Here is a 21,106-nt window from a genome sequence, read left to right as displayed (position 1 = left end):
CCTCCTATTTCATAACTGCTCCCTCTGATGCATCTGAAACTAACTTCATATATTTTTGTAGCATTCTATTTTTTATATTTTTTTCTAAAATAGACATATTTTTTTTCCTTTCCTCTATCTCTTCATTAGAAACTAATAGCTCTAGTTTTTTATTTGGTATATCTATTTCAATATAATCTCCATCCTTCACATAAGCTATAAGTCCACCATCTAAAGCTTCTGGTGATATATGACCTATAGCTGCTCCTCTAGAACCACCTGAAAATCTTCCATCTGTTATTAAAGCACAATACATATCTAGTCCCATTCCAGAAAGAGCTCCTGTTGGAGATAACATCTCTCTCATTCCTGGTCCTCCTTTAGGTCCTTCATATTTAATGACAATTATATCTCCCTTTTCAATATTCCCATCTAAGATAGCCTCTGTAGCACTTTCTTCACAATTAAATACTTTAGCAGTCCCCTTATGAACTAACATACTCGGATGTACTGCACCTGATTTTACAACAGCTCCTTTTGGTGCTAAATTTCCTTTTAATATAGATATACCTCCACTAGTAAAATATGAATTCGAAAAATCTCTAATTACATCTTTATCTAAAACTCTTCCATTTTCTGCAATTTCTAAAATATCTCTTAATGAAACTGTGTTATTTGATTTTAAAAGATTATATTTTTTTAAAACATTTAATACAGCACTTACTCCACCCGCCTGATTAAAATCCTCTATAAAAATTGAACTAGCAGGAGATAGTTTTACAATCTGTTTTGTCTTTTTAGATATTTCATCAAAAACATTTAAATCTAAACTTATTCCTCCTTCATAAGCTATTGCTGGAATATGTAACGTAGTATTTGTTGATCCTCCTAAAGCCATATCTACTACAACAGAGTTGTATAGACTATCTCTATTTAAAATATCCCTTGCTTTTATATCTCTTTTTAATAGCTCCATTATTTGTATTCCTGTTTCTTTTGCTAGTCTCTTTCTCTCTGAATAAACACTAGGTATTGTTCCATTTCCAGGAAGTGCTATTCCTAAAGCTTCAGTTAAACAGTTCATTGTATTTGCAGTATACATTCCAGAACATGATCCACATGTTTTACAAACTTCATGCTCAGCTTCGTTTAGTTCTTCTAGTGTCATCTCTTTATTCTGAACTTTTCCAACATACTCAAAAAGATCTGATATCCCTATTTTTTTCCCTTGAAATTTCCCAGCTAGCATTGGACCTCCACTTACAAAAATAGATGGAAGATTTAATCTCATAGCTGCCATTAGCATCCCTGGAACAACCTTATCACAACTAGGCATAAAAACTAATGCATCAAAAGGCATGGCATAAGCTGTTGCTTCAATAGAGTCAGCTATAATCTCCCTTGTTGGAAGAGAGTTATTCATTCCCTCATGTCCCATAGCTATCCCATCACAAATAGCTATAGTATTAAATTCCATAGGAACTCCTCCAGACATATAGATTCCAGCCTTCACCTCTTCTACAAGCTCTTTTAAATGAATATGTCCTGGAACTAACTCATTATATGAATTGACAACTCCTATTTTAGGAAGAGTTATCTCCTTATCAGTTAACCCCATTGAATAAAACAGTGACCTATGTGGTGCTCTTGTTAACCCCTTTGTTACAGCATCGCTTCTCATTACTAACCTCCTCCAAGTAAAAAATATATAAAAAAAGAGCTTAAATCCGTAGACTTAAGCTCTTAAAACTTCTAACTATTGCTCAAGCCTTTATTTTTTAAACAAAATAAGGCTTGAATATTTTCAGAGAAACAACTCGTCAAATCCAAACCCAAAAGCATATTATTATAATTATAGTAAATAGGTTTTTGAATTTGTTCATGAGTGCGTCCTCCTTTTTCTAATTTTTATAGATTCTATATTAATTTTTTTTAAATGTCAATATTTTTTTATTTTTTTAAAATCCAAAGGGATTATATCTAACATTTGATCCTACAGATTTACTTTTTGTCGTTGTTCTTTCAACTGAGTTTGAGTGAGTAGTTGTATTTGAGTTTCTTGTTGTAGTTGTCATAGTTCCATTAGAACCATATGGTTGTGTATATGTCTCAGTTTTACTAGTTCCAACAGTATTTGATGTTGACGTTCCTGTTTTATGAGTTTCTGTAATTGTTTTATTTTTTCCATATATTTCATTACTAAACCCACTGCCCATATGTCCAAAACTGCTACTACTTGAACTTCCAAAATTATTATTAAAATTACGTTCAAAATCATGGTTAAAAGAGTTATTGTTTGATCCATTATATAATGCCGTAGCTAATATTGTATTAGCCACTAAATTCATATCTAATCCATTTCCTTTTGTTTGTTGTCCCTCATATGATGTTGCAGCACACCCTGTTAAAATAAAAAATATTAATAAAATTCTATTTATCTTTTTCATACTCTATCTCCTTTTTTAATAATCAAATTAATTTTTTACATTATATGCTACTATAAAAATATTAATATTTATTTTTTTATACACGAATCCTTCAAAAAAGTACATGATTTTTTTATTTTTTGTTGAATTTTCCACATTTTTATTATATACTTATCTAAATATATTTTTAAAGGTGAGTTATATGAAAGAAATCCTAAGAGAAATAGGAATGATTAGTCGATGTTGTGCAACTATTAGTGATATTGAATTTAAAGAGATTAATCTTTCAAAAGGTCAATATCTATATCTTGTAAGAATTTATGAAAATCCTGGAATAATTCAGGATAAAGTTGCATCACTCTTAAAGGTTGATAGATCTACTGCAGCTAAATCTATTAAAAAACTAGTTGAACATGGATTAGTAAAAAAAGAAAAAGATGAGCATAACAAAAAAGAGTTAAAACTTTATTGTACTGAAAAAGGAGCAAAACTTTATCCTTTTCTCCAAAGAGAAGAGGAATATTCTACTGAGGTTATAACTGAAAATATTACTCAAGATGAAATTGAAATTACACTTAAAGTTCTTTATAAAATGAGAATTAATATTGAAAAAGAGTGGGAAAATATGAAAAAAGGGATTATTAGGAGGTATTAATTATGGTAATATGTAAAAAATTCAATGAATTAACACTAGAGGAACTTTATGAAATTTTAAAGTTAAGATCTGAAGTTTTTGTTGTAGAACAAAAGTGTATATATAATGATATTGATGGAAAAGATTTAACATCAAGTCATATAATGATAAAAGAGAATGGAAAAATAAAGGCTTACTTAAGAACTTTACAACCTGGAGTTTCATATGAAGATGCTTCTCTAGGAAGAGTTTTAGTTTCTCCAGATGCTAGAGGTAAAGGATATGCTAAAATTATTGTTACAAAAGGTGTTGAGTATATTTTAAATAATTTCAATACTACAAAAATTACTATTGGTGCTCAAGAGTATTTAAAAAACTTCTATAGTGAAATCGGATTTAAACCGATTTCCGAAGTTTATGATGAAGATGGTATCCCTCATTTAGATATGACTTTTGAAAAATAAAAATTTATAAAAAAGTAAAAGAGCCTCTGGGGGGAATAGAGGCTCCTTACTACGGGGGGATTACATTACTTTTTGCACTTTTATTCTGTTTATATTATTTTGACGACATTTTTTAAAAAAAAGTTTAAAATTCTTTTTATTTTATCTCCATCAACTCTAATACAACTCCATCTCTTAAAACAAAAGCTATTTTGCAGTTTTCATTTATTACAGTTGGTTCTAATAAAACCTTATCACATATTGGTAGAACTTCGTCAATACTTTCTACTTCAACTGCAATATGTGTTTGAGTTTGAATCTCTTTAGCCATCCAAGAGTCTTTTTCAAACCTTAAATATTCAAACTTAAATTCATCCTTTTCTGGGTCTGAAATCCATACTTTCATATCTTCACAATACTCTTCATTTGGCATTTTTTTATCAGTGGGTGCTCCTATATGAATAAATTTTTTAAACATTTTATCCCTCCTATTTCATATTAAATTTTATCTTTTAATTCTAAATAAAGATTATAAGCTTCATCATCATTATAGTTTTCATGAACAATTTTTCCTACACATCTTGCCATAGCTTTAGGATTTTCTGCTTGAAATATATTCCTTCCCATATCTACACCAGCAGCACCCTTACTTATAGCATTATAAACTAATGTTAGAGCTTCTTTTTCAGGAAGTTTTTTTCCACCTGCTACAACAAGAGGTACTGGACATGCTGCTACCACTTTTTCAAAATCTTCACAATAATAAGTTTTTATAATTTGACACCCAAACTCAGCTAACATTCTAGTAGCTAATAGAAAAAACTTTGTTGTTCTCTCCATATCTTTTCCCACTGCAACTACTCCTAATGTTGGAATTCCAAATCTATTTCCTGCATCTATTGTTTTCACTAAATTCTCAATAGAATCCTTTTGTCCAGGTGCTCCAATAAAGGTTTGAATAGCCATACAACTTGCATTCATTCTAATGGCATCATCTATATCTACACCTATAACTTCAAAAGACATATCATCATCTAAAACACTAGATCCAGCAGAACATCTAAGTGCAACACCTTTATTATAAATTGGTGGAACACATGTTCTTATGGCTCCCCTAGTTCCCATTATACAATCAACCTCTTCTAAGAGGTCTGGTAAAACCAAATCCAATCTTTCAAGTCCAGAAGTAGACCCCATTATATATCCGTGATCAAAAGCTAACATAACCGTTTTCCCTGTTTTTGGATTAAATATTTTTGATAGACGATCTTTCATTCCCCAATCGATATTGTCCATACCTTTTATATAAAAAGATTGATTGTGAAATGGTTTATCTATTCCATAATCTTTTGCTACTTTATTTCCATCTAAATCAGCCATCTTCGTTCACCCCCCTAATTATTTAGAAAAATATGGTGTTTTTGCAGAAACATTCCAGTAATCTAATAACTCATCATCCATTCTAGCTATAAACAGCTGGAATCCTGCTTGTTCTTGAACTGTTAAAATTTCTCCTACCATATTGGCAACAACTTCAATTCCTAACTTTTCTAAATATTTAACACATCCACGGAAAAGTATAAGTTGCTCCATTAAAGTAGTTCCTCCAGATCCATTTATGATAACCATAAGTTTTTCCCCTGTTTTTATATTCAAATCTTTAAGAAGTGCTCCCATCATAATTTCAACAGTTTCATCTGCTGATTTCATGGGTTGACGACCTCCTCCTCCCTCTCCATGTTGTCCCATTCCAATCTCCATATCTATATCTCCAAGGTCAGCAAATGGTGCACCTGTTTGTGGATGAGTTGCTTCTCTGGCTGCAACTGCAATTGTCGCCATATTATCTGCAAATCTTTGAGCTATTTCTGCAACTTCTTCTAAAGTTTTTCCTGTTCTAGCTGCAGCTGCAGCAATTTTATATGTTGGAACACAACCAACTAGTCCTCTTCTATCATCACTATTTTCTCTTGGAGCATTAGATACATCCTCTTGGGTTACAACTTTTATAACATTTAATCCTTGTTTTTTGACCTCTTTCATTGTTAAATTTGCTGTTAACATATCTCCTGCATGGTTTAAAACAACAAATAAAACACCGTGTCCTTTTTCAGCCATTTTAATCGCTTCTATACAAGCATGAGGACCTGGAGCTGCAAATATATCTCCAACTACTGAAATATCAATCATTCCATCTCCAACAAACCCAGATAAAGCCGGTTCATGTCCTGCTCCTCCTAAAGTTACAACAGTTACTCTATTGGCATCTTTTAAAGATTTTGATACAACTAGATTATTTGGTTTTAACTCTAGTATATCTTTATTTGCTAAAGCTAGTCCCTCTAACAACTCTGATGTTAACTTTGATGGATCATTAATAAACTTTTTCATTTTCATTAAAACTCCTCCTATTTTCTATAATTAAAGTTAATATCTATTTACAACCTTCATATAAACCTAAAAATATATATGTACAACTTGTTGCTCCTGCATCAGGTGTTCCTATTGTTTGCTCTTTGTAACTTTTAGCTCTTCCAAACTTACTCACAAAATCTTTACTTTTTTCAGCTCCTTCAAGAGCAGCATCTTTAGCTTTTGTTATTATATCAATTATATCATCACTTGCATTTAATGCTGCTTCTGTAGCTGGTATAAGTGTATCCATCATGGTTTTATCTCCAACTTTAGCTGTTGTTAAATATTGTAACTCTGTTAATCCAGAGTCTAGTATTTTTTTTAATGTTTTTCCATCAACTTCAATAATATCCTCATCTAATTCTTCACCTAATCCACTTAAATATGTTCCATAAAGTGGTCCAGCAGACCCTCCATTTATATTTGTAACAGTATCTCCAATCTCTTGAAAAAACATTTTTAAAGATTGATTTTTATCTTTCCACTCTTTAGCCTTGTCACCTAAAACAGCTCCAATTCTTTCAATTGTAATCCCGTGATCTCCATCTCCAAATTTAGAATCAATCTCTGATAAAATATCTTTATTCTCTATCATAAGTTCTGAAATATTTTGAAAAATAGATATCCATCTCTCTTTTGTTATAACCATATCTTCACCTCTTAAAAATAGATTTTTTTCTTTTAATATGTATATAACCTTTGTTCTGACAAATGTCAAATTTTTTTATTTCAATAATTTTAATAAAAAAAGAAGCTTACTTCAAGCTTCTTAAATTTTATTATATATTTATTTTTAAATTAGATTAGCTACATCACTATCAATAATTATATGAGTAAAAAAACTTGTTTTTAAAGCTCCCATAACTGCTGATGGATGAACTCTTTTATTTATTATACCAATTACTTTTTTATTACTTTTTAAACTTTCTAATGGAATTTGAATAGAAAAATCATTTTCTCCTTTTAAAATATTTCCATTAATATCAAAGTAATAACTTAAAAACATTCCAACAGCCTTCTTATCTTGCAAGACTTTTCCAAATCTTGCTTCTGTGGCTAAATCTGGTGCTGATGGAAAATTTCTTATCTGTACTATTGAGCAATCTATTTTATTCCAATAATATGAAACCTCTCTTAAATTTTCCGTTTTTAAAAACATCTCTTTTTCAATATTCGATGAACATAAAAATGGTAAATATAAATATTTTGAAATTAAATTAGTTTTTTCTGAAAGCATTCTTATAAGTTCATTTGTATGATAATTTCTATGAGAAACTGGTGCATTTCCTATTAATGGCACAACAGTTCCAGAAAAAATATATCGATCTTTACTATCTATTCTTTCTAAAATCCCACCTATTGTATTTCCCCATCCAATACCTAGTATTTGACTATTTTTATATTGATTAAAAATATATTCTAAAGAGTAATCCATAAATATCTGATCATTTAAATTTTTATTGCTACTTGATGGAACTATATATACATCTTTTAAGCTATACTTTTTACATAATTCTTCTGATCTACTCTCTTGAACATTATCTTTTAAAATATCATTTATCTCTATTTTTACTAATCCTAACTCTCTAGCCTCTGTTAAAAATTTACTAATTAAAGGACGAGAAACTCCTACTATTTTTGCGATTTCACTTTGAGTCATATTTTCTAAATAATACAACTTAGCAATAGATATTAATCTTTGAATTTTTTCATTATCTGTGCTCATACACTACTCCTTATTTAATCCTCTTTTTAAAGCATGATTTTCTAAGATTTCATAAATTTTAATATTATTATATGAATCAATTAAAATTGAATCATAAGATATTTTACTATCAGTTATAATAATATCATAGTTTTTTTTCAGGGTAGCTACATCTTTTTGATAAAATAATATCGGTTCAACATCAAAATTAACAGTTGGAATATATCTTTTTAAGTATATATTAAATGCACTTTTTTTATTAATTACTGCATCTTGAAATAGAAGTAACACATTTTTTATATCATTAAGATTCTCCTCTATAATAATAGTCTTTAAGACAAAAGCTATTATATGTTTATCAGCAAGGTACATTTTATATGAGTACTCCTCTAAAAATTTATCTAATTTTTCTAAAATTTTTAATTGACCTTTATCTCTCTTTAAATTTGAAATTTTTAAAATATTATTCTCAAATTTAAAAAATGAAAGATAAACTTTATTGAAAAGTAATCTATATAAATCTTTATTTGGTATTTGTAACTTAAAGTATTTTTTTAATTCTTCTATTAGCTTTGAACTCTTATTAATTATTGTCCCATCTAATTGACCTTCTTCATAAGAAAATGAAAATAAAAACTCTATTAGTTGCTTTTTATATCCATCACTAAAACCAATACCATGTTTATAAACTAAATTTTTTAATTTTATAAATTTCTCTAGATTTGAGTCTTTATCTATTTTAAAATTAAATCCTCCAAATAAATCAACACAAATTTCTAAAGTATGAACAAAAGAAAGCATAACGTAGTTTATAGATATATCTGAACTACTTAAAATAGGGTATAGCTTTTCCATACGTTCTTTTGTATCAAATTTTTTTATACTATCTAATAGTTTTTTTCTACTCGGAACTAGAATATCCTCCTCTATAAAAAATATCATTAATTTTTTACAAAAAGTACCTTTATCAATTTGACTTAAATTTTTTAAAACTAAACCTTTTCCATGAACATATTCATAACTTGTTCCATTTTTTGCAAAAGTCTCTTTCACAGTTTTAAAAGCTCTTAAAATTGTACTTCTAGATATGGCTAAATTTTCTTTCTCTTTTTCTAAATTCAGAAATCCTGTAGCAATAAATTTAATATATAGATAATCTACTTTTTCTCTTGATGTTAAGATGTTAAAATTGTTAAATAGTGTTTTCATTTGTTGACTTGAAAGATTTAAAGAGTATAAGTTTTCACTCTTTTCTATTGTTGGTAAATTAATTGATTTTAAAAATTCATTAAATTGCAATATAGATTTTATTATAGAACTCTTTTCTACTTCTAAATACAACTGCATATCATCTACAGACATTTCACTCTGAGATAAAATTTTTAAAATATTGGCAGCTGTTGTATTCATTATACCACCCCCTACTATATATGTTATCATATATTGAGAAATCTGAAAAGAGTTGATATTTTATTTTTTATTATTAATTGATTATAGGACTAATTGATGTGTATAAAAATAAAATGGAGCTAATATTAGCTCCATTTTTCTTATAACTCTATCTCTCCTACATCTAACTTTTCTACAAATTTAAATGTAGAATCTATCTTTTTTAATATAAATATTTTTTCTTTAACTATTTGTCCACCAAAATCACTATATGCTTGATACTTTACTTTTTGAGCATATATATTCTCCTCTAGTTGTACAACTTTACCCGCCTCTAAGACCTTTGTAGCTGGGGAGTTAAAATAGTCTCCTAATGCGAAGGCTACTCCAGTTTTATATGATGTCTTTGGTGCTGAATAACTCAATGTAGAAAGTGCTAGTAAAAATAAAAACGCTTTTTTCATAGTGTGTACCTCCCTAGGATATTATTATTCATGATATTAATTATACCCTACTTAAGTATCATTTCAAAATATAATTTTTATATAATAATCATTTTGATTCACTTTAAAACGAATTTTATTTAAAAAGTTTTTTATGATAATACGTATCTGATATATATAATGGTGCTAAAGGATTATGTCCTGTAACTCTATCTTTTACAGCTAAAACTGTTGCTGGAGCCTCTGAATACTTCATAAAAAGAGAGTCGTGACCTACACAAAGTCCTAACATAACATTTAACTGTGTTCCCATTTTATTAAGAAGCCTTGCCTGACCAATAGGATTACAAATTACCTCGTTAGTTCCAGGCCTAACCTTTTCACAGTCGGATATACCTATAAACTCCTTTGACACAGAACCATTTTTGCAAATTATTGAACATACCTCAAAATCTCTATTTTCGAGTATTTTTGTAAAAATCTCAGCTTCATTTCTAAGTCCAACACAAAATGCTAATCCTATTTTTGTAAAGTTATTTTTTTTAGCAAACTCCATTATCTCTTCTACCCTAGTTAACCTACAATAGCCTTCACTTTCAACTAAAGCTGAATTATGAGCTAATTTATAATTCTCCTCATCTAAATATAAGAGTTTATTCTCCTCTTGAAACTCTCTATCTCGACTTGGACAATTTTTAGGCATTTTTTCATAATTTTGTTCTCTACACCCATGAACTTTACAATTTGCACAACTATACATTTTTTCTCCTCCCTATACTCTATATATCCCCTCTATTTCTGCTTCCTCCAATACATGACCTTTTATCTCTTTATAAGCTTCGTTTAAATAAAATCCAGTTTTTAAATTTGGAATATTGTCTAAGGCATATATTTTCACTTCATATATATGGTCTTTATCTGGTGGAGTTGGCCCACCATAAAACGTCGCTCTTTCCTTTGGTAATCCAACTAACTTTGATGCCCAACTATTTATTCCTTGAATTATATTTTTATCCATTCTACTTGCATCCTCTTTTAATTCAGTATAATTTTTTGGAACTAGTGCTATCCAGTGTATCCAAGAAAATCCAGCTACAGGAATTGCATCATAGTCTTGCATAACAACCAAAAAACTTTCTGTTTCTTCTGGAGCATTTTCCCATTTTAAATTTAAAGATTTTGAAGGCATATTATCTATCCATAAATCTCCATATTTTCCAAACTCATCTTTGATATAACCATCTTTAATACTATCACTTTTCAATATAAAATTCCCACTTTTTTTCATTTTTCCTCCTTAGACTCTTTTTTCTTTCTTATTCAAAAAAAATACTGATATCCTCTTTGAAATTTTTACAGGAATATAGATATAAAATTCGTAAAAGTATTTCAAATGGATTTTATTTTATTATATCTATATTCTCAGGAGGTTTTCTTATGAACAAAAAAGTTTTAGTTGTTGTTACAAATGTTTCAAAATACTCAAATGTTAATAGAGCTACAGGTTTATGGTTAGGTGAAGCTGTTCACTTTGTTGAAGTTATGGAAAACAATGGCTTTGAAATAACTTATATTAGCCCTTTAGGTGGATATACACCTATTGATCCACATAGTATTGAGCCTGAAATGATGTCTGATTTAGATTGGAAATTTTATACTGATCGAAATTTTATGAATGCTCTTGGAACTACCGTTCCTGCTAAGGATATTAACTATAATGACTACTCTATTATCTATTATACTGGAGGACATGGCGTTATTTGGGACTTCCCTAATGATAAAAAACTACAAGAAATTGCTATTGGTATTTGGAACAATGGTGGAATTGTTTCAGCTGTTTGTCACGGATTAGCTGGACTGTTAAATATAAAGGATAGTTCTGGAGAGTATTTAATAAAGGATAAAAAAGTTACAGGATTCTCTGATAGTGAGGAAAAAGAGGTTCAACTTGATAAGCTTGTTCCATATTTAACAGAGGATGAACTTGTTAAAAGAGGAGCTAAATATAGTAAAACTGATAATTGGGGGGAGTACGCAGTTGCTGATGGAAGATTAGTTACAGGGCAAAACCCTTCATCTGGAGCTGCTGTTGCTAGAGAGATTTTAAAGGTTTTACAAAAATAATCTTTTAATAAAAAATCTTTCCTTGAATTAATTCAGAAAAAGCTTTATACTATAGAATATTGTGTAATTTTATAATGGAGAGATATTATGGATAAATTGATTATTAAATTTTTTAAAAAGTTTCAAGGAAGAAAAATTAGTTCTCAAGATTTAAAACTAGCTTTGAAAAAAGCTATGAATTTAGGTGCTAGTGCTGAAGATTTCCTTCTTATTATTAATTTAGTAAAAGATACAAAAAACAGAAAATATAAATTAGATAAAAAGTATTTAGTTGTTTTAACTGCTGCAATTATATATGTTATCGTTCCTATTGATGCTGTTTCAGATTTAATCCCTGGAGTTGGATGGATTGACGATGCCACTTTAATTGGATATGTTGCTAGAGGTTATGCTGAAGTTTTAAAAGACTATAAAGATTTTTGTAATAAAAAGAAGGAGCTTGCTTAGAGCTCCTTTTTATGTTAGAATACAAAAAGTAGTATGGTAAATTTATAAATTAAATAATAAGGATGTGGTTTGATCCTCATATCTTATTTTGTGATTTAATCAAAATAAATATGGTACGGAGCTAAAAAATAAAATTACAATTAAAGGGTATAAAAATAATCGTTTATAACGTTGTTTTTGTTGTACTCTAAGTAATTTTATTTTTACTCTCATCCTAGTGCAGTTTATGGTCGTAGAGTAAAATCTACGACTTTTTTTATTTCTCAAATTTATCATACTACTAAAAAAATCAAGGAGAATTTAAATGCTAAAAAATATTAATAAAACTTTTTTAATTGTTTACACAGGTCAGGCCATTTCACAACTAACAAGTTCAATACTTCAAATGGCTATAGTTTGGTATCTTATCACTGAAACAAACTCTTCAAACATAGTAGCTCTTTCTGGAATTGTTGGATTTCTTCCTTAAGGAGTTTTAGGTCTTTTCATTGGAGTTTATATCGATCGATTCGATAGAAAAAAAATAATGATTATCTCTGATTTTCTTATAGCTGCTGCTAGTTTATCTCTTTCTGTTTCAGGTTTCTTTGGAGAGATATCTATCCCACTTATAATGATAGTTTTATTTATTCGTTCTATTGGAACAGCTTTTCATGTTCCATCTCTTCAAGCTATAACACCTCTTATAGTTTCTAAAGATGAACTTCCAAAATATTCGGGGTATTCTCAAACTCTACAGTCTATATCTTTATTATTAAGCCCTGTATTGGCTAGTTTTTTCTTTTCCATTTGGAGCCTTCAAGCTATTGTAATGCTTGATGTTCTAGGTGCAATTATTGGAGTTTTTACTCTTTGTTTTATTACTATTCCTAAAATTAAAATAGATTTTGAAAGTACTAAAATAGATATTACTCTAGAGATGAAAGAGGGAATAGCTACATTAAAGAAAAATAATTACAATTGCTTTCTTTTGTTTTATCATAGGAATTAGTTTATCCATCTCTGGAATTTTAGGTAGAAATATGTTCATAGGATTTGCTCTTTGCTCAACTCTTTTAGGCTTTGCAACACCTTTTTATCAAGGGCTTCAAGTTGTTGTACTTCAACAAAAAATCCAAGAGAACTACCTAGGAAGGGTTATGTCTTTATCAGGAAGTCTTATGGCCATTGGAACTCCTATTGGAATAGGACTTTCAGGAGTTATTTCAAATAAAATCGGAGTTGAAAACTTTTTTCTTTATTCAGGAATTCTAATTGTTTTTATATCTATTCTTTATCTAACTATTCAGACTTCAGAAAAATCAAGAAAAATATTTTCTGCATCTTTCAAATAGTTTTTCAATTAAAAAAAGGAGTTCTAAAAAACTCCTTTTTTTATTTTTACTATTTTTTGTCTTTTTCTTCTTTCTCGTCTTCCTCTTTCTCTTTATGCTTTTCTTCAATTTCAAATAGTAGCATTTTTATATCTAAAAGCTCTGCTGCAATTAGTCTATCAAAGTTATCTTTATAAATTTTCTCTAATTTTTTAAATCTATCCCAAAAGTCCTCCACTTCCTCTTTTTTAGCAGGCTCATCTTTTTTTAAGCTCTCTTTTGCCTCATCTTTTAGTTCATCTAGTTTTTTCTTATTTTCCATAGTGAAACACTCTCCTTTTTCCCAATTATACCTATATATACAATTTTTTTTCAAAAAACCTTTTTATCTAAAATTTATATACAATTCCCCCTCCAACTTTCCAAGAGTCATCATCTTCAAAAATATATCTATAATCAACGTAAAATTCTAAACTCTCCGCACCTATCTTTTCTAAATTTATTTTTGTTCCCAACTCTTTTGAAAACTGATTCTCTCTATCCACTTTTATTTTAGCTTTATCTTCAGAAGCCTCTCTTAAACTAACTTTTAAATCATCTTTTGGACTATTTAATTCTTGTCCAAGTCCTCCTATAACTTTAAGTGTCAATTGATAATTTTTAATAGGTATTACTTTTCCAACTCCAATCTCTGTTTTCACTTTACTAAAGAAACTATTTAACTCGTCTACATGAAGATTAAACTCTTCTCCTGATTCATTAATTTTATTTTGGAAAACTCCCATTAAATAAACACTAGCTTCAGGTTCTATAAACAAGCTCGAAAAATTATATCTTTTAGATATTTTTCCAGATGTTCCTATATAAAAGTTTTTAGTATCCCCTTTATATCTATCATTAATATTTGTATATTTAGGTGTGCTATCACTATAATCTATATATGCCAAATTAAAGTTTCTTTTTATATTACCTTTTGCAAAACCTAGATACATAGCTCCAATACCTTTTACATCATTTTGAGTATAGTTCATAAATGCTGTTCCCTGTAAGAAGTTATCCTCTCTTTTTCCTACATTTGAATAATAATCACTATCTAATCTTGTGTAACTAAATACAAATCCATAATCACTATAATCATTTAAATAATATTGTTTCCCTAAATAAAACCCATTTAGATTGTCATCGTAACCCTCTACTCTATCAAAACCTTTTTGTCTAAACTTTTCAAAAGTATACCCTACAATGAAACTGCTTTTTCTAGTATTTGTTAATTTATCTTCTAGATTATCTAAAATACTGTTTGTTGTATATTCTATAGTATCTTTAGTTTGGAATATTATATTAGGATAGATATCTCTACCAAAAATAGTATCCAAATAACTATTATATTGAGAGCCATTTCTGGCACTTCTTAAAATGTTGAAAAATTGATCCTTAGTCGTATTTTCACTATCAAAATATATACCTTCTAAAAATTTACCTAAACTCGCTTCAGTTATTTCTGTAAAATCCTTTCTTCTTATTAAAACTTCCTCATTATTTTTTCCTATATCATATAGGTATGAGTACGAAGTTATTCCTGTTGCATTAAATTTTAAATCTAATACTCCAAAAGCTTTATCTCCTCTATTATATATATCCGAAGCATAACTAAGACCGATTACTGCCTCTTTCAACGTAGTATTTGTTGTTCCTCCTTGCTCCATAACTAAAGTTCCATTAGTTCCATTTTTTATACCATTTGGTGCATCTATATATCCATAATTAAATAAAGTTCCATTATTTACTAACTCTCCTGTAGTTCCTAAATTTACTATTCCTGCATTTGTCGCTGCTCCACTTCCTAAATCAAATGCAAAACTTTGAATTGCTCCATCTAAAATAGTTATTGTTCCACCTGCATCATTTTTTATTGTTGTTAGACCTGCTGTTCCCATTGCATTAAAGTATGCTCCTCCTACAATAATCTCTCCTCTATTTATAGCTGTTCCAGATGAACCACTAACATACATAGCACTATTTCCTATACTATATGTTCTATACTCAGGTATTACCTTAATCTCTCCATAGTTTTCTATAGTTGCCCCATTTGCAGAAAACATACCATAATCTGTACTTGATATTTCTATCTTTCCACCTTTTAAATTTGTTGCTGTTCCTCCTCCTGAAATTGTGATTGCTGCGTTACCATAATCAAGTTTTATAAGTCCCACATTTGATATTTTACCCTCTCCAAAAGCATATATTCCATACGTTCCACCTTGATAATTTGAAGAAGCTCCTATTATATTTCCATAGTTTGTAAACTCGCCTTGAGCTGTTATGTTATATGCGCTAACCCCAGTTCCATATATACCAAAATTTATATCTCCATTATTTATTCCAGTTGCGGATTCAGTTATAAGAATACCATTTTGATAACTTCCAGCATTGATTGTCCCATCATTTGTAAGTTGTCCTGATCCACTTATTATCATACCATAGTTACTATCTCCACCATTTATATTGATAATACCTTTTTTTTCATTTGTTATTGTTCCACCTTTTTCTCCATACATAGTTGTGTGTGTTAAATAATTACTTGTTATATTTGATGTTAATATTCCAGTATTGCTTAAACTTCCAGCTCCTGACAGATACATTATATACTTAGTGTTCTCTGAATTTATCGTTCCTTGGTTTAAAGCATACCCACTTCCTATTACAGCCATCTTTGCATTTTCATTATTATCTGAAGTTATACTTGAAATATATCCAGATATATTTTCATTTATTATTCCTCCACCATTTAATGACAGCATACCATATTTGGTATTAGTTATATTTATATTATGATAGTTATATATTGTTCCTGTTCCATTTACCATAACTGCTGCTGTTCCATTTGAAATATCTATATTTCCATAGTTTTGAACATAACCAGATCCACCTAATAAAACACCTGTTACAGCATCCCCTTTTATAACTCCTGTATTCTCATTTAAAAAAGTTGATCCTTCATTTGCAGTATTCTTTAAGACTACTCCTGTTCCCTGTGAACTAATTAGAATATTTCCATAGTTTCTAGAGTTTGAAATTCCTTTATTGTATATTCCAATTTGATTACTACCAACACTTACATTTCCCATATTTGTTGCCAATCCATTTGTTGTTACATACATCCCAACTTCTTGATTAGTTTTTGAAGTTTCTGTTTTTGTATTTGATGTTATAAGATTTATATTCCCATAGTTAGTTATAATACCACTATTTACAGCACTCATACCTATTGATCCACTCTCAACATTTATAATTCCACTACTATTGTTAAATCCCTGTCCTTTACTTAGATTTTGACTATCTATGTATACTCCTGTTCCTCCATCAGTAGTATTTATGATACCATTATTTGCCATCTGCCCAGCTTCACTAATATATCCACCTATTCCGCCACTAACTTCGAGTACTCCATTAGATACTAATTTACTTGAATCAAAACTTAGCATACCTATCTGTGAATTATTTACTACAATTGTTCCCACATTTGTAGCAGTTGATGTGCCAAACGTTGCCATTCCAAAACTAGCAGTTGCAGCCGATGTTGAAGTTTCTATTGTTCCTATATTTTTTATTGTACCAGTTTCTGTAGAAATCATTCCAACCCCATTATTAATAACTATTTTATTTGAATTTAATAATGTTGAATCTTTTGTATACATTCCAAAAGCTCCATCATTTACATTTATAATACCTTTGTTTTCTCCAATTCCTCCTCCTAAAACAACCATTCCAAAATTATTCCTACTTCCTCCTACAGTTATATTTCCCTTTTCTCCATTTATAATATCTCCTTTATTTAAAGATAGCATTCCTATTAAATCTGTTGTTGAACTACTATTTCCAATAGTTACATTGTTATTATTTTCAATAGAAAACCCACTTGCTACAGCTCCCATCCCAGTAAAAAGATTATTACTTGACGAAACTGCTAAATCTTCTCCTTGAGTTAAATATAAATGAGTATTATAAATCCAACTATTATTATAAAAAATATCAGTATATAAATTTTGCGGTGGTATTACTGCTGGTTTATCTGGTACCTTTGGCTTTGTTTCTGGTTGTATATCTGGTATAACTTGTGGTTTTATAGGTTTATCTTCTGGAACTGTTGCAGTATTTGTATGTATTATTAGTGGTGGTAAAATTGGTTTTGGAGGTTTTGGTACTTCAATCACTTCTTTTTCTTTTGTTATTAATTGAATATCTCTCTTTTCACTTACATTTTTAAAGTTCTGTTTGTTGGATTTAAAATAGTTATAATTTGTAAAAAAAATTACTCCTTCTTTTTCACTTGTACCTTCTAAGCTTACTGAAAACGATAACTTACTACAAACTATTAGAATGGAAAATAAAAGTAAAATTTTCTCTTTCATATGGCACCTCACTTTGATATTTTAAATTTTGTACTGTTATACAAAACGTTTTTTATTTATCTTTGTTTACTGTTTTTTATTTTTAAAGGAGCATCTATTTTTTTTAGTAAATACTATTTAAGATATCTTTATTATTGGGAGGAATGATTATTTTGTATGAAAACTTTGATAACAGCTCAAATAGTATAAGCGGAACATTAAAACTATTTTCTGAAGCTGATATAAAAACTGTCTTTATGACTTTAGAAACCTCTTTAGAAGGTATTAAAAATGAAGAAGCCATAAGCCGTTTAGAAAAATTTGGATTAAATGAGATTTCAAAAGAGAAAGTAAAACCTTGGTATATCCAACTTTTACTCGCTTTTTTAAATCCTTTTAATTTTATTTTAGGAACTTTGGCCTTCGTTTCTCTTTTTACTGATGTTATTTTTGCTAAAGAAACTGAGCGTTCCTGGATATCTATAATTTTAATTATAACTATGATTTTAATAAGCAGTTTTATTAAATTTATTCAAGAGTATCGTTCTAGTAAAACTGCTGAAAAATTAAAAAATCTAATTATTACTAAAGTTACAATAATTAGAGATAATCTTCCTCTGGAAGTTGATATAAAAACCTTAGTTCCTGGGGATATTGTTAAACTTACTGCTGGAGATATTGTTCCTGGAGATATTAGAATTGTATCTAGTAAAGATCTTTTTATTAGTCAATCTGTATTAACTGGGGAGTCTAATCCTGTGGAAAAATACTCTAATCTACTTGTAAAAGCTGGAACTATCTCTGATTTATCTAACATAGTTTTAATGGGAACTAATGTTTTAAGTGGAGCTGCTACTGGAATAGTTCTTGGAACTGGAAAACACACATTTTTAAATACTATTAGTGAAAGTTTAAAAAATACAAAAATAGAAACTAGTTTTGAAAAAGGAATTGATGATATCTCAAGACTTTTAATTAAGTTTATGATTTTTATGGTACCAATTGTTTTTCTAATAAATGGTTATTTAAAAGATGCTTGGTTTGAATCTTTATTATTTAGCTTATCTGTTGCCATTGGTTTAACTCCTGAAATGCTTCCTATGATTGTAACTGGTAACTTAACTAAAGGTGCTATTGAACTTTCAAAGAAAAAAACTATAGTTAAAAAACTTGATTCTATACATAATTTTGGAGCTATGAATATTTTATGTACAGATAAAACAGGAACATTAACTCAAGATAAGGTAACTGTTGTAAAATACTTAAATTTTAAGGGGATTGATGATGATAATGTTTTATATTTAGCATATCTAAATAGTTATTTTCAAACAGGACTTAAAAATCTTATGGATAGAGCTATTTTAGAGTTTGAAGAGGAACATTACTCTATAAAAAATAAATACAAAAAAATTGACGAGCTACCATTTGATTTCGAACGTAGAAGAATGTCTGTTATAGTTGAAGATAGTGATGGTAATAGAACTATGATTACTAAGGGTGCTATTGAAGAGATGCTATATATCTCAAATTTTGTAGAGATTGATGGTCAGGTATTTGAAATAAAAGATGAGATTGAAGAAAAAATCAAAATTCTTGTTTCTAATTTAAATGAGGATGGAATGAGAGTTATTGGTATTGGTAAAAAAACACTTCCCAAAGATAGGGATCTTAACTTTAGTAATAAAGATGAGAAATCTTTAACTTTTGTTGGAATGCTAGGGTTTTTAGATCCACCTAAAGAGGGTGTAGGAGATACTTTAAAATCTTTATATCAGTACGGAGTAGATGTTAAAATTTTAACTGGGGATAATGAATTAGTTACTCAAAAAATATGTAAAGATATTGGAATTGAAGTTACAGGAGCTATTGATGGAAGCTATATGGAAGCTATTGATGATTTAGAGTTAAAAAAACTTCTAAAAGATACAACTATATTTTGTAAACTTTCACCACTTGATAAAGCTAGAGTTGTTAGACTCTTAAAAGAGATGGGGAATACTGTTGGTTATATGGGTGACGGAATAAACGATGCTCCTGCTCTTCGACAATGTGATGTTGGAATTTCAGTTGAAAATGGTATGGATATCGCTAAAGAATCTGCTCAGATAATACTTTTAGAAAAGGAACTTTCAGTTCTTTTAGAAGGTGTTATAATTGGTCGAAAAATATTTACTAATATGATTAAATATCTAAAGATGACAGCATCTTCAAATTTTGGAAATGTATTTAGTGTTGTTTTAGCTAGTGCCTTTTTACCATTTTTACCAATGCTTCCTATACAGATACTTTTTCAAAACCTGCTTTATGATATCTCTCAAATCTCTATTCCTTGGGATAATGTTGATACAGAGGATATTTTAAAACCTAAAAATTGGAGTGCTGAAAGTGTTGGGAAATTTATGGTTTATATAGGTCCTTTAAGTTCTATCTTTGATATTATTACATTTTTGGTTATGTTTTATATATTTAAGGCTAATTCACCTGCCACACAAGCTCTTTTTCATACTGGTTGGTTTATAGAGAGTATTTTATCACAAACTCTTATAATTCACCTTATTAGAACTAGAAAAATCCCTTTTATTGAATCTAATGCCAACATAAAAGTTATTCTCTTAACTTCTACCATTATGATTTTTGCTTTATTTGTTCCATATTCTAAAATTAACGGAACTTTAGGATTTATACCAATACCTATTTCTTACTTTATTTGGGTTATTTTAATACTTACTGGATACTTTTTTACTATAATTTTTGCAAAAAAATATTTTATTAAAAAATTCAATAGCTGGTTATGAATTTTGAAGACAACTTAATGAAAATGTGCTATAATTAAGGAATGAAAGCAATTTCAAATACATACGAGGAGGGATTTTAATATGAAAAAATTAGTATTAGGAAGCATTTTCTTTAGCTTATTCTTAGTTGGATGTTCAAGCACTCAACCTCAAGAAGAAGTAGTAGTTCAAGAGGCAGTTGTTGAGGAGGTTGTAGTAGCTACTCCTGAGCCAGTTGAAGCTCCAACTAAGCCTTTACCAAAGCCATTATTAGACAAGTAAAAAAATATAAGCTGAGTTCATTGAACTCAGCTTTTTTAGTTTTACTATTCTTTTATATATTTAGCTTTTAAAAATATTTTTTCTAAAACATGACCATCTATAGCGTCATATAATTCATTTAAATAAAATCCTTTTTTTAAATCTATCTCTTTGTCTAAAGCATATAGTGTTATTGTATAAGTATGTGTTTTATTAGGTGGAACAGGCCCTTCATATCTATCTACTTCCTCTTTTGGCAAACTACCACCAATTAAAGACCAGCAGCTATTTTCACCTTGAATTAATTTTGAATCTGTTGCACTGGCATTTTCAGATAAAGCCTTTACATCTCCTGGTATTAA

Annotated in this window: 22 protein-coding genes and 1 pseudogene; 9 read left to right on the top strand and 14 right to left on the bottom strand. The window is 29.0% G+C overall.

Annotated features, from left to right (window positions below; all coding sequences use genetic code 11):
* Positions 1-4: 4 nt before the first annotated feature.
* Positions 5-1,660, bottom strand: a complete 1,656-nt coding sequence (gene ilvD / locus MKD34_RS04155) for a dihydroxy-acid dehydratase (protein ID WP_240219954.1) — start codon at positions 1,658-1,660, stop codon at positions 5-7.
* Between the two features lie 277 nt (positions 1,661-1,937).
* Positions 1,938-2,426 carry a hypothetical protein gene (locus MKD34_RS04150; protein WP_240219953.1) on the bottom strand — a complete coding sequence of 163 codons (489 nt, stop codon included), beginning with the start codon at positions 2,424-2,426 and terminating at the stop codon, positions 1,938-1,940.
* Between the two features lie 181 nt (positions 2,427-2,607).
* Between MKD34_RS04150 and MKD34_RS04145 the strand changes: the two genes are divergently transcribed.
* On the top strand, positions 2,608-3,060 hold the full coding sequence (locus MKD34_RS04145; RefSeq protein ID WP_240219946.1) for a MarR family winged helix-turn-helix transcriptional regulator: 453 nt from the start codon (positions 2,608-2,610) through the stop codon (positions 3,058-3,060).
* Positions 3,061-3,062: 2 nt separating this feature from the next.
* Positions 3,063-3,503, top strand: a complete 441-nt coding sequence (locus tag MKD34_RS04140; RefSeq protein ID WP_240219944.1) for a GNAT family N-acetyltransferase — start codon at positions 3,063-3,065, stop codon at positions 3,501-3,503.
* A gap of 136 nt (positions 3,504-3,639) precedes the next feature.
* Here MKD34_RS04140 and MKD34_RS04135 read toward each other — a convergent pair whose 3' ends face one another.
* From MKD34_RS04135 to MKD34_RS04095, 9 genes are all read right to left on the bottom strand, one after another.
* On the bottom strand, positions 3,640-3,960 hold the full coding sequence (locus MKD34_RS04135) for a hypothetical protein (protein ID WP_240219943.1): 321 nt from the start codon (positions 3,958-3,960) through the stop codon (positions 3,640-3,642).
* A 20-nt stretch (positions 3,961-3,980) separates the two neighbouring features.
* Positions 3,981-4,862 carry a 3-hydroxy-5-phosphonooxypentane-2,4-dione thiolase gene (gene lsrF / locus MKD34_RS04130; protein ID WP_240219941.1) on the bottom strand — a complete coding sequence of 294 codons (882 nt, stop codon included), beginning with the start codon at positions 4,860-4,862 and terminating at the stop codon, positions 3,981-3,983.
* An 18-nt stretch (positions 4,863-4,880) separates the two neighbouring features.
* Positions 4,881-5,879 (bottom strand): dihydroxyacetone kinase subunit DhaK, encoded by a 999-nt coding sequence (locus MKD34_RS04125; RefSeq protein ID WP_240219939.1) that lies wholly within the window; start codon positions 5,877-5,879, stop codon positions 4,881-4,883.
* Between the two features lie 37 nt (positions 5,880-5,916).
* Complete coding sequence (locus MKD34_RS04120; protein ID WP_240219937.1) at positions 5,917-6,546, bottom strand: dihydroxyacetone kinase subunit L; 630 nt, start codon at positions 6,544-6,546, stop codon at positions 5,917-5,919.
* Between the two features lie 144 nt (positions 6,547-6,690).
* Positions 6,691-7,623 (bottom strand): sugar-binding transcriptional regulator, encoded by a 933-nt coding sequence (locus MKD34_RS04115; RefSeq protein WP_240219929.1) that lies wholly within the window; start codon positions 7,621-7,623, stop codon positions 6,691-6,693.
* A gap of 3 nt (positions 7,624-7,626) precedes the next feature.
* Complete coding sequence (locus MKD34_RS04110; protein ID WP_240219928.1) at positions 7,627-9,012, bottom strand: BglG family transcription antiterminator; 1,386 nt, start codon at positions 9,010-9,012, stop codon at positions 7,627-7,629.
* 140 nt (positions 9,013-9,152) lie between these two features.
* Positions 9,153-9,455: a hypothetical protein gene (locus MKD34_RS04105; RefSeq protein WP_240219925.1), complete on the bottom strand. Its 303-nt coding sequence runs from the start codon at positions 9,453-9,455 to the stop codon at positions 9,153-9,155.
* 115 nt (positions 9,456-9,570) lie between these two features.
* Positions 9,571-10,194, bottom strand: a complete 624-nt coding sequence (locus tag MKD34_RS04100) for a DUF1847 domain-containing protein (RefSeq protein WP_240219924.1) — start codon at positions 10,192-10,194, stop codon at positions 9,571-9,573.
* Between the two features lie 12 nt (positions 10,195-10,206).
* Complete coding sequence (locus tag MKD34_RS04095) at positions 10,207-10,722, bottom strand: YbhB/YbcL family Raf kinase inhibitor-like protein (protein WP_240219922.1); 516 nt, start codon at positions 10,720-10,722, stop codon at positions 10,207-10,209.
* Between the two features lie 149 nt (positions 10,723-10,871).
* Between MKD34_RS04095 and MKD34_RS04090 the strand changes: the two genes are divergently transcribed.
* The 5 genes and pseudogenes from MKD34_RS04090 (at position 10,872) to MKD34_RS04070 (ending at position 13,339) form a co-directional block, all read left to right on the top strand.
* Positions 10,872-11,558 (top strand): type 1 glutamine amidotransferase domain-containing protein, encoded by a 687-nt coding sequence (locus tag MKD34_RS04090; RefSeq protein ID WP_240219920.1) that lies wholly within the window; start codon positions 10,872-10,874, stop codon positions 11,556-11,558.
* Positions 11,559-11,645: 87 nt separating this feature from the next.
* The gene (locus MKD34_RS04085; RefSeq protein WP_240219918.1) at positions 11,646-12,005 is read left to right on the top strand and encodes a YkvA family protein; all 360 of its coding nucleotides are present in this window, start codon (positions 11,646-11,648) and stop codon (positions 12,003-12,005) included.
* Positions 12,006-12,309: 304 nt separating this feature from the next.
* Entirely contained in the window at positions 12,310-12,474 is a 165-nt protein-coding gene (locus MKD34_RS04080) for a hypothetical protein (RefSeq protein ID WP_240219916.1), read from the top strand.
* Between the two features lie 15 nt (positions 12,475-12,489).
* A pseudogene (locus MKD34_RS04075) lies at positions 12,490-12,996 on the top strand (MFS transporter); the annotation flags it as partial.
* Complete coding sequence (locus MKD34_RS04070; protein WP_345795453.1) at positions 12,956-13,339, top strand: MFS transporter; 384 nt, start codon at positions 12,956-12,958, stop codon at positions 13,337-13,339. The pseudogene MKD34_RS04075 and the gene MKD34_RS04070, both read left to right, overlap by 41 nt.
* A gap of 49 nt (positions 13,340-13,388) precedes the next feature.
* Here the strand turns inward: MKD34_RS04070 and MKD34_RS04065 are convergent, their stop codons facing one another.
* Positions 13,389-13,640 (bottom strand): hypothetical protein, encoded by a 252-nt coding sequence (locus MKD34_RS04065; RefSeq protein ID WP_240219912.1) that lies wholly within the window; start codon positions 13,638-13,640, stop codon positions 13,389-13,391.
* A gap of 67 nt (positions 13,641-13,707) precedes the next feature.
* The gene (locus tag MKD34_RS04060) at positions 13,708-17,730 is read right to left on the bottom strand and encodes a hypothetical protein (RefSeq protein ID WP_240219910.1); all 4,023 of its coding nucleotides are present in this window, start codon (positions 17,728-17,730) and stop codon (positions 13,708-13,710) included.
* A 143-nt stretch (positions 17,731-17,873) separates the two neighbouring features.
* Between MKD34_RS04060 and mgtA the strand changes: the two genes are divergently transcribed.
* Both mgtA and MKD34_RS04050 read left to right on the top strand, forming a co-directional pair.
* Positions 17,874-20,504, top strand: a complete 2,631-nt coding sequence (gene mgtA, locus MKD34_RS04055) for a magnesium-translocating P-type ATPase (protein ID WP_240219909.1) — start codon at positions 17,874-17,876, stop codon at positions 20,502-20,504.
* An 81-nt stretch (positions 20,505-20,585) separates the two neighbouring features.
* On the top strand, positions 20,586-20,765 hold the full coding sequence (locus tag MKD34_RS04050; RefSeq protein WP_023050731.1) for a hypothetical protein: 180 nt from the start codon (positions 20,586-20,588) through the stop codon (positions 20,763-20,765).
* 44 nt (positions 20,766-20,809) lie between these two features.
* Here the strand turns inward: MKD34_RS04050 and MKD34_RS04045 are convergent, their stop codons facing one another.
* Entirely contained in the window at positions 20,810-21,103 is a 294-nt protein-coding gene (locus tag MKD34_RS04045) for a YbhB/YbcL family Raf kinase inhibitor-like protein (protein WP_266187398.1), read from the bottom strand.
* Between the last annotated feature and the right edge of the window lie 3 nt (positions 21,104-21,106).

Source organism: Cetobacterium somerae, from assembly GCF_022430525.1.
In the GTDB taxonomy this organism is placed as follows: domain Bacteria; phylum Fusobacteriota; class Fusobacteriia; order Fusobacteriales; family Fusobacteriaceae; genus Cetobacterium_A.
The sequence above is the reverse complement of the archived record's forward strand: the minus strand, read 5'-3'. Positions and strand labels throughout refer to the sequence as shown.

Excerpts from the sequence above, each read along its gene's own strand:
- ilvD (WP_240219954.1), bottom strand. The coding sequence starts at position 1,660 with ATGAGAAGCGATGCTGTAACAAAGGGGTTAACAAGAGCACCACATAGG.
- MKD34_RS04150 (WP_240219953.1), bottom strand. The coding sequence starts at position 2,426 with ATGAAAAAGATAAATAGAATTTTATTAATATTTTTTATTTTAACAGGG.
- MKD34_RS04145 (WP_240219946.1), top strand. The coding sequence starts at position 2,608 with ATGAAAGAAATCCTAAGAGAAATAGGAATGATTAGTCGATGTTGTGCA.
- MKD34_RS04140 (WP_240219944.1), top strand. The coding sequence starts at position 3,063 with ATGGTAATATGTAAAAAATTCAATGAATTAACACTAGAGGAACTTTAT.
- MKD34_RS04135 (WP_240219943.1), bottom strand. The coding sequence starts at position 3,960 with ATGTTTAAAAAATTTATTCATATAGGAGCACCCACTGATAAAAAAATG.
- lsrF (WP_240219941.1), bottom strand. The coding sequence starts at position 4,862 with ATGGCTGATTTAGATGGAAATAAAGTAGCAAAAGATTATGGAATAGAT.
- MKD34_RS04125 (WP_240219939.1), bottom strand. The coding sequence starts at position 5,879 with ATGAAAATGAAAAAGTTTATTAATGATCCATCAAAGTTAACATCAGAG.
- MKD34_RS04120 (WP_240219937.1), bottom strand. The coding sequence starts at position 6,546 with ATGGTTATAACAAAAGAGAGATGGATATCTATTTTTCAAAATATTTCA.
- MKD34_RS04115 (WP_240219929.1), bottom strand. The coding sequence starts at position 7,623 with ATGAGCACAGATAATGAAAAAATTCAAAGATTAATATCTATTGCTAAG.
- MKD34_RS04110 (WP_240219928.1), bottom strand. The coding sequence starts at position 9,012 with ATGAATACAACAGCTGCCAATATTTTAAAAATTTTATCTCAGAGTGAA.
- MKD34_RS04105 (WP_240219925.1), bottom strand. The coding sequence starts at position 9,455 with ATGAAAAAAGCGTTTTTATTTTTACTAGCACTTTCTACATTGAGTTAT.
- MKD34_RS04100 (WP_240219924.1), bottom strand. The coding sequence starts at position 10,194 with ATGTATAGTTGTGCAAATTGTAAAGTTCATGGGTGTAGAGAACAAAAT.
- MKD34_RS04095 (WP_240219922.1), bottom strand. The coding sequence starts at position 10,722 with ATGAAAAAAAGTGGGAATTTTATATTGAAAAGTGATAGTATTAAAGAT.
- MKD34_RS04090 (WP_240219920.1), top strand. The coding sequence starts at position 10,872 with ATGAACAAAAAAGTTTTAGTTGTTGTTACAAATGTTTCAAAATACTCA.
- MKD34_RS04085 (WP_240219918.1), top strand. The coding sequence starts at position 11,646 with ATGGATAAATTGATTATTAAATTTTTTAAAAAGTTTCAAGGAAGAAAA.
- MKD34_RS04080 (WP_240219916.1), top strand. The coding sequence starts at position 12,310 with ATGCTAAAAAATATTAATAAAACTTTTTTAATTGTTTACACAGGTCAG.
- MKD34_RS04065 (WP_240219912.1), bottom strand. The coding sequence starts at position 13,640 with ATGGAAAATAAGAAAAAACTAGATGAACTAAAAGATGAGGCAAAAGAG.
- MKD34_RS04060 (WP_240219910.1), bottom strand. The coding sequence starts at position 17,730 with ATGAAAGAGAAAATTTTACTTTTATTTTCCATTCTAATAGTTTGTAGT.
- mgtA (WP_240219909.1), top strand. The coding sequence starts at position 17,874 with ATGATTATTTTGTATGAAAACTTTGATAACAGCTCAAATAGTATAAGC.
- MKD34_RS04050 (WP_023050731.1), top strand. The coding sequence starts at position 20,586 with ATGAAAAAATTAGTATTAGGAAGCATTTTCTTTAGCTTATTCTTAGTT.